This window comes from Neisseria sp. SLRRB23 (genome assembly GCF_050896295.1).
In the GTDB taxonomy this organism is placed as follows: Bacteria; Pseudomonadota; Gammaproteobacteria; order Burkholderiales; family Neisseriaceae; genus Neisseria.
Genome location: NZ_JBPBFH010000009.1, coordinates 1 through 13,578 on the forward strand (window position 1 = coordinate 1; position 13,578 = coordinate 13,578).

Here is a 13,578-nt window from a genome sequence, read left to right on the forward strand (position 1 = left end):
AGTTGCGGACCTTTGCGGCTGCGCAAGTCTTTCAATACGTCAACCAGATGCTCGACGTTATGACCGTCCACGGGGCCGGTGTAGCGGAAGCCGAAGTTTTCAAACAAAGACAGCGACTGCCTTGCCAAATCGTTGCCAACGCAGGCGGCGAACCCAGCGTGGTGGTGAACAAAGTGTTGGAAGGCAAAGGCAACTACGGTTACAACGCAGGCTCCGGCGAATACGGCGACATGATCGGAATGGGCGTACTCGACCCTGCCAAAGTAACCCGTTCCGCGCTGCAACACGCCGCGTCTATCGCCGGTCTGATGCTGACGACCGACTGCATGATTGCCGAAATCCCTGAAGAAAAACCGGCTGTGCCCGATATGGGGGGAATGGGCGGTATGGGCGGCATGATGTAAGCAATGCCGTCTGAAACCTTCAGACAACAAGCCGCACGGTCAACGCCGTGCGGTTTTTTTGCGAATAAGTGCGGCTAAGGCGCAAACCTTAAAAGTATAGCGGATNAACAAAAACCGGTACGGCGTTGCCCCGCCCCGGCTCAAAGGGAACGGTTCCCTAAGGCGCCCAAGCACCGGGCGAACCGGTTCCGTACCATTCGTACTGCCTGCGGCCCGCCGCCTTGTCCTGATTTTTGTTAATCCGCTATATTTCCCGCCATCCCAAAAACGAAGAGCGGCAGGAATTTATCGGAAAAACAGCACCTCTCCGCCGTCATTCCCGCGAAAGCGGGAATCTAGGAACTCAAAGCTGCAAGAATTTATCAGAAACAACCGAGACTTAAAAAAACGGATTCCCGTCTGCGCGGGAATGACGGGATTTTAGGTTTTTGTTTTTCTGTTTTTGCGGGAATGACGAATTTATAGTGGATTAAATTTAATCCACTATACTTCAATTCATAAAAGTCTTATATGCCAACAAACAAAAAAATAAAAAATTATATTTCAAAAAAATTAATTTAAATCGAGAAAATTGCCGTTTTGTTTCTGCCCGGCTTTTGTAAAACGCTAAAATGCCGTCTGAAAACGTCGGGCGGATTCGGTATGGTGTGTTAGAATCCGTTAACTTTATATCAAATCGGGCAAAGAATCATGTTTGCTTTCAAATCCTTACTCGATATGCCGCGCGGTGAGGCACTTGCCGTCGTCGTCGCTCTGATTGCCGCGATGGGCTATACCATCATTTCATTGGAGTGGCTGCCGCATATGTCCATTATTGCCGCCATCGTCGTGCTGATTTTGTACGGCTTGGCGCGCGGTTTGAAATACAACGATATGCAGGCAGGGATGATAGGTGCGTTGAATCAGGGTATGGGCGCGATTTACCTGTTTTTCTTCATCGGGCTGATGGTCAGCGCGCTGATGATGAGCGGCGCGATTCCGACGCTGATGTATTACGGTTTCGGACTGATTTCCCCGACTTATTTTTATTTTTCCGCCTTCGCGCTGTGTTCCGTCATCGGCGTGTCCATCGGCAGCAGCCTGACCACCTGCGCTACGGTCGGCGTTGCCTTTATGGGGATGGCGGCGGCGTTTCAGGCCGATATGGCGATGACGGCGGGCGCGATTGTTTCGGGCGCATTTTTTGGCGACAAAATGTCCCCGCTTTCGGATACGACGGGCATTTCCGCGTCCATCGTCGGTATCGACCTGTTTGAGCACATCAAAAACATGATGTACACCACCATCCCCGCGTGGCTTATCAGCGCGGCACTGATGCTTTGGCTTTTGCCGAATGTCGCCGCATACGATATGGGCAGCGTCGAATCCTTCCGCAGCCAGCTTGAAGCCACGGGATTGGTGCACGGCTATTCGCTGATTCCGTTTGCACTGTTGGTCGTTTTGGCATTGATGCGCGTCAATGCCGTCGTCGCCATGCTCTTTACCGTCATGGTTGCCGTTGCGGTAACTTATCTGCACAGTACGCCCGATCTGCGTCAGCTCGGCGCGTGGTTTTACGGCGGCTACAAACTCGAAGGCGAAGCGTTTAAAGACATCGCCAAACTCATTTCGCGCGGCGGCTTGGAGAGCATGTTCTTTACGCAGACCATTGTTATCCTCGGTATGAGTTTGGGCGGGCTGTTGTTTGCGCTGGGCGCGATTCCTTCCTTGCTGGATGCCGTCCGCAGCTTTTTGACGAATGCCGGGCGCGCGACGTTCAGCGTTGCTATGACTTCGGTCGGGGTCAATTTCCTGATTGGAGAGCAATATTTGAGTATTTTGTTGTCGGGTGAAACATTCAAACCCGTTTACGATAAGCTCGGACTACATTCCCGCAACCTATCGCGTACGCTCGAAGATGCGGGTACGGTGATTAACCCGCTTGTTCCGTGGAGCGTGTGCGGCGTATTTATCAGCCATGCGCTGAGTGTGCCGGTCTGGGAATATCTGCCTTATGCCTTTTTCTGTTATTTGAGTTTGGCTTTGACGCTTCTGTTCGGCTGGACGGGGCTGACCTTGAGCAGGAAGTAGCCGGTTGGGAAAATGCCGTCTGAAACCGTATCGGGTTCAGACGGCATTTGTTTTATGGGCAAACTTTATTTTACGCGTGTTGCCATCAGTGTATGCAGGCGGCGGTTGTCGGCGCGGGCGACGGTGAACTGCAAACCGCCGATAAGGACTTTTTCGCCGCGCACGGGCAGATGTCCCAACTCTTGAATGACCAGGCCGCCGATGGTATCGGCTTCTTCGCTGCTGTATTCCGTACCGAAAAAGGCGTTGATGTCTTCGATTTCGGTAGCCGCATGGATGCGCCAGCGTTCGGAAGAAACGGCGTGGATATTATCGGCACTGTCGTCTTCGTCAAACTCATCTTCGATGTCGCCGACGATTTGCTCGATGATGTCTTCAAAGGTAACTAAACCCGACGTGCCGCCGTATTCGTCGATGACGATTGCCATATGGTTGCGCTGTTCGCGGAATTCTTTTAAAAGCGCGTTCAGCGATTTGCCTTCGGGCACGAAGACGGCGGGACGGAGAATGGATTTGAGGTGGAACTGATCGGGGTTGAACATATATTTGAGCAGGTCTTTGGCGTGCAAAATGCCCAAAACTTCGTCTTTGTCTTCGCCGATAACGGGGAAGCGAGAATGGGCGGTTTCGATGACGTAGGCCGTGATGCGCTCGATGCTGTCGTTCTCTTTCAATACGTTCATGCGGCTGCGCGTAATCATCGCATCGCGCACTTCCAGCTCTGCAAAGTCCAATACTTTTTCCAGCCGGGTCAGTGTGTCGGCGTCAAAAACTTCCTGCTCGTGCGCTTGGCGCAGCAGGGTCAATACGTCTTCGGCGGAGTCGGGCTCGCCGGCAAGTCGGGAGATCAGGCGTTCGAAAAACTTGGGTTTCGACTGCGTACCGTCCATTTTAATATTCGTCCTCTTGGTAGGGGTTGGGGAAGCCTGCCGTCAGCATCAGGCGGATTTCTTCGGCTTCCATTATTTCGGCTTCATCGTCTTCGATGTGGTCGTAGCCCATCAGGTGTAAAGTACCGTGTATGGTCAGGTGGGCAAAATGCTGCTCGGGTGTTTTGCCTTGTTCGGCGGCTTCTTTCAAAACCACTTGCGGGCAAATCACCAAATCGCCATACAGGCCGTCTGAAAACTGGTCGGGCAGGATTTCGCCTTCGTTGAGCGCGAAACTCAATACATTGGTGGCGTAATCTTTGCCGCGATAGTCGCGGTTGTAGGCGCGGGCTTCTTCTTCGTCCAGAAGAATCAGGCTGATGTCGGCGCGGCGGTATTCGTTTTTCAAGGCAGACCACGCCCAGCGGTAGAAATCGCGTTCGCTTGGAAGGTTGGCGGCGGAAGAAGCGTTTTCAAAGTTCAGATGAAAACGTTGCCGCTGTAAGGATAAAAAAGGATATTGTTTGGCGCGTTTCATGTTGTCCAGAAAATTGGGTTTTTAGGTGTAAATATAACATATTCACCCTCATGCCGTCTGAAAAAACGCCCAAAATATGATAGACTTCATGCCGTTTTCCATCTTTCAGGCAACCATTATGAACCCGAAAAAACTCGTTATCGCCAGTCGCGAAAGCCTGCTTGCCATGTGGCAGGCAAAGCATATCCAAGGCCGTCTGAAAGCCCTGTATCCCGATTGCGAAGTCGAGATTTTGGGCATGACCACGCGCGGCGACCAGATTTTGGACAGAACTTTGTCAAAGGTTGGCGGTAAAGGCTTGTTTGTCAAAGAGTTGGAACAGGCTTTATATGACGGGCGCGCTGACTTGGCCGTGCATTCGATTAAAGACGTACCGATGGATTTGCCTGAAGGTTTTGCGCTTGCGGCCATCGGCGAACGCGCCAATCCGTTTGACGCGTTTGTGTCCAACCAATACGCGCGTTTGGAAGAAATGCCCAAAGGCGTGATCGTCGGCACATCCAGCCTGCGCCGCGAAGCCCAGTTGCGTGCGCGCTATCCGCATTTGCTTATCAAACCTTTGCGCGGCAATGTGCAAACCCGTTTGTCCAAACTCGATAACGGCGAATACGACGCAATTATCTTGGCTGCCGCCGGTTTGCAGCGTCTGGAATTGGATGAACGCATCCGCATGATTTTGTCGGAATCCGACAGCCTGCCTGCAGCCGGACAAGGCGCATTGGGTATTGAAATTGCAGCGCACCGCGAAGATTTGTACGAAGTTTTGAAACCCTTGAACCACGGCGTTACCAATGCTTGCGTTACGGCCGAACGTGCGTTGGCGCGCGCTTTGGGCGGAAGCTGCCAAGTGCCGCTGGCCGCGTATTGCACGGAAGAAAACGGCTTGCTGACCTTGCGCGGCTTGGTCGGACACCCCGACGGTTCGGTCATTTTGCAGGCGGACGCGCAAGCACCTGCCGAATACGCCGACGCGCTCGGACGCGCAGTTGCTAAGAAATTGGCGGACGACGGTGCGCGGGAATTGATTGAGGCAGTATTGAATACGGAAAATTGATTTTATCGAAAATTTATAGTGGATTAACAAAAACCAGTACGGCGTTGCCTCGCCTTGCCGTACTATCTGTACTGTCTGCGGCTTCGTCGCCTTGTCCTGATTTTTGTTAATCCACTATAAAGAAAATAATATAAGTTATTGTTTTTAATTAGTTTGTTTCATCAGTTTTACTTGCCTTATTTCGTCATTCCCGCGCAGGCGGGAATCCAGTTTGCTCGGTTTCAGTTGTTTTTAATCAATTCTTGCAGCATTGGGTTTCCAGATTCCCGCCTGCGCGGGAATGACGGCGGAAAGGTTTTTGTGGCTTCGGATAATACTGTGGCGTTCAAATTTTGAATTTGAGAATGATGATATTCGTATTTTTTATTTGAGTTCATCATATTGGGTTGATTTTATAGATGTTTTTAGCTTGTTTGAAATTGTTATAGTTTATTGTTTTTTAACAAAAAACAGATGCCGTCTGAACTGGTTAAGGTTCAGACGGCATTTTCATATGGCTGTGCTTTTACAGTACTTTCACGATGCTTTCGCACAGATAATCGATGTTGTCGTCGGTAATGCCTGCAACATTAATTCGGCCGGAGCGGACGGCATAAATGGCAAACTCGTTTTTCAGGCGGTCGACTTGTTCGGGAGTCAGACCGCTGAAAGAGAACATACCGTTTTGTTCTATAATGAAATCAAAGTCTTGGATTGCACCTTTGGTCTTGAGCAACGCAACAAATTTTTGGCGCATGGCTTTGATGCGGCCGCGCATTTCATCGAGTTCGGCAATCCATTGTGCTTTCAAATCATCATTTTTCAACACCAGCGCAATGGTGTTCGCACCGTGTGAGGCCGGATTGGAATACAAGGTACGGATGATGGTTTTGACTTGGCTGTGGGCGCGGGCGGCGGTTGCTTCGTCTTCGGCCACCAAAGTGAACGCGCCGACGCGTTCGTTGTACATACCGAAGTTTTTGGAATAAGAGCTGGCAATCAGCAATTCTGTATTGTGTTTCAAGAACACGCGCAAGCCGTAGGCATCTTCTTCCAAACCGTTGCCGAAGCCTTGGTAGGCAAAGTCAAACAGCGGCAGCCAGCCTTTTTCGGCAGAAAGTTTTGCCAGAGTTTCCCATTGTTCGGGCGTAGGGTCGATACCGGTAGGGTTGTGGCAGCAGCCGTGCAGCAGGACGATGTCGCCTTTTTGCGCCCGGTCCAAGTCTTCAATCATGCCGTCCCAATCCAAACCGTGTTTGGCGGCATCATAGTAGCGGTAAGGTTTGTCTTGGATACCGACCGCTTTGGCAATGGCGTTGTGGTTTGGCCAGGTCGGATTGGAAATCCAGATGGTTTGCGCGTTCAACTGGCGTTTGGCAAATTCGGCCGCAATACGCAATGCGCCTGTACCGCCAAGGCTTTGCGCTGTTTTGGCGCGGCGGCTGGCGATGATTTCGTGGTCTTTGCCGAACAGCAGGATTTGGGTTTGCTCGTTGTAGTCGGCAACGCCGTCGATGGTGAGGTAGTTTTTGGTGGTTTCGCTTTCCAACAGGCGTTTTTCAGCCTCTTTGACGGCTTTGACAATGGGTGTCGCGCCGGATGCGTCTTTGTACACGCCGATGCCGAGGTTGACTTTTTCGGGGCGGGTTTCGGCTTTGAACTCTTCGCCCAAACCGAGAATCGGATCGGCGGGGGCGGCTTCGATGTGCTTGAAGAACATAGCTTGCTCCTTGATGGGGACGGAAGGTTATTCGGGTTTGCCGATTTTACGCTGTTTTACACGGGCTGGAAACAGACGCAATCACGCCTGCCCGATATGGGCGAATGCCGTCCGGTTTGACAGGATGTGTTCTGCAAGCAGGGGCAGGTCTTGTTCGGCGGCTTCGGCAATATCCTTTAGCCTGCCGATGGCGTAAAATAGGCGCACGCCAACCACGCAAAGGAAAATCAAATGGACAATCTGAATCCGCAGGAAATTTCCGTGTTGCCGGAAAATCTGCCGCTGTATTGCTCGGGTCCGGACAACGAGCAGTGGAACGGACATCCGAGAGTGTTTTTGCCTTTGGGCGAAGGAGAATCGGGCAGCGTTTCTTGTCCGTATTGCGGCACGCGCTACCGACTTGACGGCAAGATGCCGCATCATCATTACGCCTGAATGCAAACGGCGGAAAAATGCCGTCTGAAGCCTTTTCCGGTTTCAGACGGCATTTGTTTGGCAGGGTGGGCTGTTCCGGCACCGGGATTCTGCCCGACGCGCCGCTCTGACGGGGAACGGCGGTTTCCGTTCCCCGCGTGCTGCCGCTATGGATGGCGGCGTTTCGCCTAGAGGAAGAAAATCATTGCCGTGACGACGGCAATCACGCCGTAAATCGCCATCGGGATAACGGTTTTCTTGATAATCGCACCTTCGGAATTTTTCACGTCCAATACGGTACATACGGCGATGATGTTGTTGAGGCACACCATATTGCCCATCGCGCCGCCGACGGATTGCAACGCCAGAATCAGGGTAACGGACAGGCCGGTATCCAAGGCGATTTGCTGCTGAATCGGGCCGAAAGTCAGGTTGGACACGGTGTTGGAGCCGGAGAAGAACGCGCCGATCGCGCCCAGATACGGCGAGAAATAAACCCAGTGTTCGCCCGCCATTGCGGCAAATTCCTTACCGATGATTTTCACCATCGAATTATCGCCGCCGACCAGCATCAGCTGAACCATAATCAGCGCGCCCATCAGGGCAAGCAGCGGTTTTTTGGTTTGATTGAAGGTTACGGCATAAATCGTCCAAGCATCTTTGAATTTGGTCTTATACAGCAGGATGCAGATCCAAACGGTAAAGACAAACGGAATCCAAGCGGGGACGTACAGCGTTTGGTAAGACGCGCTGACATCTTGTCCGAAAATATTGCCGAAGGTAATCGTCAGGGAGTCGCTGACGGTAATTTTGGACAAATCAAACGGCAGTTGGAAGCTGAACCATTCTTCTTTGCTGGTCAAAATGCCTTTGATGCCGATCTGTTTGATGCGCGTAACCACCAGCATGCCGATCAGCATACCCAAAGGGGCGAGTGCTTTGGCGACTTGGGCGAACGGCACTTTTTCGGCATTCGGGTCTTTGGCGTGGTCTTTGCTCAAGCCCCAGCCTTTATTAGCTGCAAATACGGAAAACATCAGACCGATTGCGCCGGCAACCAAAGAAGGAAATTCTTCGTTGACCATTGCCAATGCGACATAGGGAAGGGTACAGGAGAAAACGGCAATGGCGACGAAGCCCAAGTTTTTGCGGATTTCAGACCAAGGTACGATAAAACTCAAGCCGATAACGGGGATGACAAAACCTGCGAAGAAGTGCATCACGCCGGTCTGCCTGCCGATGGCGAGTATGTCTTCGGCACTCAGGTTCAGCGGTGCGAAACCGAACCAAGTCGGCGTACCGACCGCACCGAAAGAGACGGGGACGGAGTTCATCACCAAAGTGAAAATCGCCACTTTCAACGGATTGAAGCCCAAGCTCATCAGAATCGGCGCGGCAATCGCGGCAGGCGTGCCGAAACCGGATGCGCCTTCAATCATAAAGGCAAACGACCAGCCGATAATCATCAGTTGCGCTACGGGGTTCGGGCTGATGGTCGCCAGCCATTTGCGGATGACATCGATGCAGCCCGTGGTTTCCATCATACGGTTGAACATAATCGCGCCGAAAATCACGGTAATCGGCGTGAGCGTTTTGACGAGGCCGGAAGCGGCGGTGGCGTTGAGCAGCATTCCCGCATCGCCGAAGTAGAAAAGTTTGATGGCGTAAATCAGCACTGCGGTAATCGGCAGCGCGACGTAGGAAGGCATACTGTTTTTTTTCACCATCAGCCAAATCAGCAGGACGATGGGGAATATGCTGAGGAAAAGTGCCATAACGAATCCTTTTTAGGCATTTGCATCATAAGGCGCGTCGAGGTTTGGAAAGACGTTCAAATCCCGCACACCCGATATTTTGGTTAAAAGATAAATTGGTAAGACCAATTATTATGCGTTTGCACACTTTACGTAATCTTATGTAATCGGTCAAGCATTTTATCGATAATGGTTATTAATGCGGGTTAAGGATGGTGATGATGCGGCGGAGGGAGTGTGGGAAAGGGGCGTGTAAAAAAAGCCGCCCGAAAGGCTTCAGACGGCATTTTCAGCATTTTTCCAGCGGCACGAATACCGCGCCGTCCCCGTCCACGCGGAGGATTGAAGCATAGTCGTTATGCCAGTCGCCCAAAACGATGCGGGTAAAGCCGTTTTCGTGATGGATATGCTCGCGGTGAGTGTGTCCGTGTATCAGCCTTTCCGCACCGAAGGCGCGAACCTGCCGCGCGGTAAAGGCGGCATTGACATCCATAATATCGGCGGGCTTGACCTGTTTTTCCATTTTGCTGACACGCCTGATTTTGGCGGCAAGGCGTGTGCGCCACTTCAGGGGCAGCATCAGGAACAGTTTTTGCAGCCGCTTCCGATGCACGATTTTGCGGAAACGTTGGTATGCCTTGTCGTCGGTGCACAATGTGTCGCCGTGGCAGATGAGGGTTTTGCAGCCGAACAAGTCCAAAACCGAGTAATCCGGCAGTAGCGTCATGCCCGCACGCCGGCAAAAATCCTGACCAATCAGGAAGTCGCGGTTACCCCTGACAAAGAACACGGCAACGCCTTTGTCGGACAATTTCCTGATTTCACGCGCAACCGAAGTATTCAACTCGGAAACTTCGTCATCGCCCACCCAAAAATCAAACAAATCGCCCAAAATATAAACCGCCCGCGCCTGCCCGGCGGCGGCAGAACGTAAAAAACGCAGCAACAGCGCGGTCAGTTCGGGGTGCTTTTCGCTCAAATGCAGGTCGGAAATGAAATAGGCGGGTTTCATAGGTTGCTTTCCAATCGGGCGGATGTAGTGGCGGATTATAACGCGCCCGGCGGCGGGGCAATACGGCAAATGCCGCGCCAAGCATCGGGCGTTGGCGGAACCGGGGTTCGGGCGCGTTAAAAATGCCATCTGAAGGCTTCAGACGGCATCGCGGGTGCGGGATGCGGTAAGGTTTTGCCGAAAAGATATGGGGTGGTGCGGCGGGATTTCCGTTAAAATACGCTTCTTTTTTATTTTTTCCGACCATTATGCGCCTGACCCACATCAAACTCTCCGGCTTCAAATCTTTTACCGACCCGACCACGATTCATGTTCCGGGGCAGCTTGTCGCGGTTATCGGGCCGAACGGCTGCGGCAAGTCGAATGTGATTGACGCGGTGCGCTGGGTGTTGGGCGAGGCTTCGGCGAAGCAGCTTCGTGGCGAGAGTATGCAGGACGTGATTTTTAACGGTGCGGCAACGCGCCGTCCTGCACCGAGGGCTTCGGTGGAGCTGGTGTTTGACAACAGCGACCACAGTTTGCAGGGGGTGTGGGGGCAGTATGCCGAGGTGAGCATCAAGCGGCAGCTGACGCGGCAGGGCGAATCGACTTATTTCATCAACAATCAGACCGTGCGCCGCCGCGACATTACCGATTTGTTTCTAGGTACGGGCGTGGGTGCGCGCGGTTATGCCGTTATCGAGCAGGGGATGATTTCGCGCATCATCGAAGCGCGGCCGGAGGAGTTGCGCGCCTACATCGAGGAAGCGGCGGGCGTGTCCAAATATAAGGAACGCCGCAAGGAGACGGAAGGCCGTCTGAAAGACACGCGCGAGCATTTGCAGCGTTTGGGCGATTTGCAGAACGAGTTGGCGCGTCAGGTGGAAAAGCTGGAGAAACAGGCGGAAACTGCCGAACGCTACCAATCCCTGACCGCGCAGTTGAACCAACAACAGGATTTGCTCGATTACGCCCAATGGCAGCAATCGCTTGCCGCCGCCGACAAGGCGACCGCGCAGCATCAGTCTTTGCAGGCGCAGCAGGACGAAACCGCCGCGCAGGTACAGGCGTTAAACGACGAAGTACACGCCTTGCAGACCGCCGAGCAGTCGCAGCAGCAGGCAGTGCATGAATTGAGCAACAAACGCGGCGTGTTGCGCGAGCAGATTGCCCGTTTGGAAGAACAAATCCGCCATCAGCAAAACCTGCACCAACGCATCGAACGCGACAAGCAGGCGGCGCAGGCGCAGTTGCAGCGTATTCATCAAGAGCAGCAGCAAATCCGCGTGCAGCTTGAAGAAAACGAGTTGCAGGTCGAAGAAAAACAAACCGAGCTGGCGGAATGGGCGATGCAGGTTGCCGAACACGAGGAGCGTCTGCCCGAATTGGAAGAAGCCCAAGCCACGCTCAACGCCGCCTTCCAAACCCAGCAGGACGAGGCAAACCGCATCCGCCGCGAACTGGCGTTGAAGCAGCAGCAGCTTGCCCATGCCGAACAAACCGTTGCCAAGCACGAAGAGCGCAAAGGCCGTCTGAAACAGGAAAACCAAGCCCTGACCCTGCCCGACGAAGCCGAAACCGCCGCCGCGCAGGAGGCCGCTGCCTTGTTGCAAAGCCAGCAAGAGCATTACGAAGAACAAATCATCGCCGCCGAAGAAGCCTTGCATGCCGCCCGTGAGGCGTTTCAGACGGCCTCAAACCGCTTCCAAAGCCTGAAGCAGCAACACATCACCTTGCAGGCGCAGCAGCAGGCGTTGTCGCAAATCCTGTCGCAACAGCAGGAAGCCGCCGACTTCTGGCAGGTAACCGGCCACACCGCCGCGCCGCAACTGTGGCAACACATCACCGCGCCTGCTGAGTGGCAGCACGCCCTGTCCGTCATCCTTGCCGAACGCCTACACGCCCGCAGCGTACCGTCTGGCTTCGTTCCGCCCGCGCCTTTGCCGCAGGGGCGGGCGGCATGGCTTTCAGACGGCCTCTCCGGCGGCATCAAAAAATCCCTGCCCGTACAGGCATTGTTGAACCAAATCCAAGCGCAGCCGCCGTTTCAGACGGCATTGCACCACTGGCTCGACGGCGTATTGTGCGCGCCCGATTTGAGCTACGCCCTCGCACATCAAAACGATTTGGGCGCACACCAAATCTGGCTTACGCCCGAAGGCCATCAGGTCGACAAAGTCAGCGTCCTGCTCTATGCCAAACCGGCGCAGGAAAGCCTGATTGCCCAAAAAGCGCGCCTCGACGGCATCGCGTCCGAACTGGAAAACCTCGCCCCCGAACTCTCCGCCGCCGAAGCCGCGTTCAAACAGGCGGATGCCGCCGTGCGCTCGTCCGAAGTGCAGCACAAAAACCTGATGCAGCAGCAACAGCAGCACACGCGCCAATACAGTCAGGCGCAGCAACGCGCCGCCGAACTTCTAGCGCGCACCAACCAAGGGCAAATCCGCCGCGAACACATCGCCCGTGAACTGGCGCAATTGGCAGAAGAGCAAACCGTGTTGCAACACACGTCCGACGGGCTTTCAGATGACATCGCCACTTTGCAGGAAGCCGCCGCCGAACTCGAACACCAACAGCAAACCACCGCGCACAGCCGCCAAGAGCAGCAAGGTCGTCTGAAACAGGCGCAGCTTGCCCTGTTGGAAGCCAACCGCCAATACGGGCTTGCCGAAGTCGCCGTTCACAAGCTCAACCAGCAAAAACAAAACTACCAACAGCAAATTGCCCAGCTCGAACAGCAAACCCTGGACTGGCAGGAACGCCAGCAAGAGCTTGCCCTAGCCTATGAAACCGAGTTCCAAAACGACGAGCAGCACATCAAGCTCGACGAGCTGACCGAAGTCGTACAAACTTTAGATGAAGAGTACATCGCCGTGCAGGACAAACTCGCGCAGATTCAGGAGCAGGGTAGGGAACAATACGCCCGCGTACAAACCCTGCAAACCAAGCTGCCGCAGCTTCAGGCAGCCACCCAAACCGCCCTATTGCAGCAGCAGGAAGCCTTGATTAACGCCAAACGCTACCATCAAAACCTGACCGAACGTGCCGCCGATTTGGACGCGCTCGAAGCCTTGGCGAAAGAATCGCCGAAAGTATTGAACAACAGCATCGGCAGCCTCACCCAGCAAATCGAAGCCCTCGGCGCCGTCAACCTCGCCGCCCTGCAAGAACTCGAAGAAGCGCGCGAACGCGACGGCTACTACCGCAGCCAAAGCGAAGACGTGCAGGCCGCCATTACCCTTTTGGAAGAAGCCATCGCCCAAATCGACGACAAAACCAAAGCGCGTTTCAAAGAAACCTTCGACGCCGTCAACGGCAAAGTCCAAACCTTCTTCCCGACCCTGTTCGGCGGCGGCGAAGCCACTCTCAAAATGATAGGCGACGACCTACTGACCGCCGGTGTGTCCATCATGGCGCGCCCGCCTGGCAAGAAAAACAGCACCATCCACCTTCTCTCCGGCGGCGAAAAAGCCCTCACCGCCATGAGCCTCGTGTTCGCCCTGTTCAGCCTCAACCCCGCTCCGTTCTGTCTTTTGGACGAAGTCGACGCTCCGCTAGACGATGCCAACACTTCGCGTTTCTGCAACCTGGTCAAAGAAATGTCGGCGCAAACCCAGTTCCTCTACATCTCCCACAACCGCCTGACCATGGAAATGGCAGAGCAGCTCGTCGGCGTAACCATGCAGGAAAAAGGCGTATCGCGCGTCGTTGCCGTGGACATCAAGCAGGCATTGGAAATGGCGGAATCCGTTTGAAAGGCGTATCGGGATGCAAGAAATGCCGTC

At 53.9% G+C, this 13,578-nt stretch carries 11 protein-coding genes and 1 pseudogene; 5 read left to right on the plus strand and 7 right to left on the minus strand.

The features are described from left to right. Window positions 1-71, minus strand: a 71-nt coding sequence (locus tag ACRPFF_RS03385; protein WP_432673816.1) for a hypothetical protein, incomplete at its 3' end; no start/stop codon positions are given. 54 nt (window positions 72-125) lie between these two features. Here ACRPFF_RS03385 and ACRPFF_RS03390 point away from each other — a divergent pair. Both ACRPFF_RS03390 and nhaC read left to right on the plus strand, forming a co-directional pair. Continuing rightward, a pseudogene (locus ACRPFF_RS03390) lies at window positions 126-404 on the plus strand (TCP-1/cpn60 chaperonin family protein); the annotation flags it as partial. Window positions 405-1,094: 690 nt separating this feature from the next. Further along, window positions 1,095-2,474, plus strand: coding sequence for a Na+/H+ antiporter NhaC (gene nhaC, locus ACRPFF_RS03395; protein WP_432673787.1), 1,380 nt, complete (start codon window positions 1,095-1,097; stop codon window positions 2,472-2,474). A 65-nt stretch (window positions 2,475-2,539) separates the two neighbouring features. Here nhaC and ACRPFF_RS03400 read toward each other — a convergent pair whose 3' ends face one another. Then, the gene (locus ACRPFF_RS03400; protein WP_432673788.1) at window positions 2,540-3,364 is read right to left on the minus strand and encodes an HlyC/CorC family transporter; all 825 of its coding nucleotides are present in this window, start codon (window positions 3,362-3,364) and stop codon (window positions 2,540-2,542) included. A gap of 1 nt (window position 3,365) precedes the next feature. Beyond that, window positions 3,366-3,881: an rRNA maturation RNase YbeY gene (gene ybeY, locus ACRPFF_RS03405; protein WP_196428760.1), complete on the minus strand. Its 516-nt coding sequence runs from the start codon at window positions 3,879-3,881 to the stop codon at window positions 3,366-3,368. Window positions 3,882-3,999: 118 nt separating this feature from the next. On the opposite strand from ybeY, the gene hemC reads away from it, so the two are divergent. Beyond that, entirely contained in the window at window positions 4,000-4,935 is a 936-nt protein-coding gene (gene hemC / locus ACRPFF_RS03410) for a hydroxymethylbilane synthase (RefSeq protein WP_432673817.1), read from the plus strand. Between the two features lie 505 nt (window positions 4,936-5,440). On the opposite strand, the gene ACRPFF_RS03415 is transcribed toward hemC, so the two are convergent. After that, window positions 5,441-6,634 carry an amino acid aminotransferase gene (locus ACRPFF_RS03415; protein WP_432673789.1) on the minus strand — a complete coding sequence of 398 codons (1,194 nt, stop codon included), beginning with the start codon at window positions 6,632-6,634 and terminating at the stop codon, window positions 5,441-5,443. An 81-nt stretch (window positions 6,635-6,715) separates the two neighbouring features. Next, on the minus strand, window positions 6,716-6,865 hold the full coding sequence (locus ACRPFF_RS03420; protein ID WP_019273134.1) for a hypothetical protein: 150 nt from the start codon (window positions 6,863-6,865) through the stop codon (window positions 6,716-6,718). Here ACRPFF_RS03420 and ACRPFF_RS03425 point away from each other — a divergent pair, their 5' ends adjacent. Further along, window positions 6,866-7,069 carry a zinc-finger domain-containing protein gene (locus ACRPFF_RS03425; protein WP_118816680.1) on the plus strand — a complete coding sequence of 68 codons (204 nt, stop codon included), beginning with the start codon at window positions 6,866-6,868 and terminating at the stop codon, window positions 7,067-7,069. 167 nt (window positions 7,070-7,236) lie between these two features. Here the strand turns inward: ACRPFF_RS03425 and ACRPFF_RS03430 are convergent, their stop codons facing one another. After that, window positions 7,237-8,823, minus strand: a complete 1,587-nt coding sequence (locus ACRPFF_RS03430) for an L-lactate permease (protein ID WP_096107983.1) — start codon at window positions 8,821-8,823, stop codon at window positions 7,237-7,239. A 268-nt stretch (window positions 8,824-9,091) separates the two neighbouring features. Continuing rightward, window positions 9,092-9,814 (minus strand): UDP-2,3-diacylglucosamine diphosphatase, encoded by a 723-nt coding sequence (lpxH, locus tag ACRPFF_RS03435; protein WP_432673818.1) that lies wholly within the window; start codon window positions 9,812-9,814, stop codon window positions 9,092-9,094. 248 nt (window positions 9,815-10,062) lie between these two features. On the opposite strand from lpxH, the gene smc reads away from it, so the two are divergent. Continuing rightward, window positions 10,063-13,548, plus strand: coding sequence for a chromosome segregation protein SMC (gene smc, locus ACRPFF_RS03440; RefSeq protein WP_432673790.1), 3,486 nt, complete (start codon window positions 10,063-10,065; stop codon window positions 13,546-13,548). Window positions 13,549-13,578 lie beyond the last annotated feature (30 nt).

Bases quoted from the DNA above. Each gene is read 5' to 3' on its own strand.
- hemC (WP_432673817.1), top strand. From the start codon at position 4,000: ATGAACCCGAAAAAACTCGTTATCGCCAGTCGCGAAAGCCTGCTTGCC.
- lpxH (WP_432673818.1), bottom strand. From the start codon at position 9,814: ATGAAACCCGCCTATTTCATTTCCGACCTGCATTTGAGCGAAAAGCAC.
- ACRPFF_RS03400 (WP_432673788.1), bottom strand. From the start codon at position 3,364: ATGGACGGTACGCAGTCGAAACCCAAGTTTTTCGAACGCCTGATCTCC.
- nhaC (WP_432673787.1), top strand. From the start codon at position 1,095: ATGTTTGCTTTCAAATCCTTACTCGATATGCCGCGCGGTGAGGCACTT.
- ACRPFF_RS03415 (WP_432673789.1), bottom strand. From the start codon at position 6,634: ATGTTCTTCAAGCACATCGAAGCCGCCCCCGCCGATCCGATTCTCGGT.
- smc (WP_432673790.1), top strand. From the start codon at position 10,063: ATGCGCCTGACCCACATCAAACTCTCCGGCTTCAAATCTTTTACCGAC.
- ACRPFF_RS03425 (WP_118816680.1), top strand. From the start codon at position 6,866: ATGGACAATCTGAATCCGCAGGAAATTTCCGTGTTGCCGGAAAATCTG.
- ybeY (WP_196428760.1), bottom strand. From the start codon at position 3,881: ATGAAACGCGCCAAACAATATCCTTTTTTATCCTTACAGCGGCAACGT.
- ACRPFF_RS03430 (WP_096107983.1), bottom strand. From the start codon at position 8,823: ATGGCACTTTTCCTCAGCATATTCCCCATCGTCCTGCTGATTTGGCTG.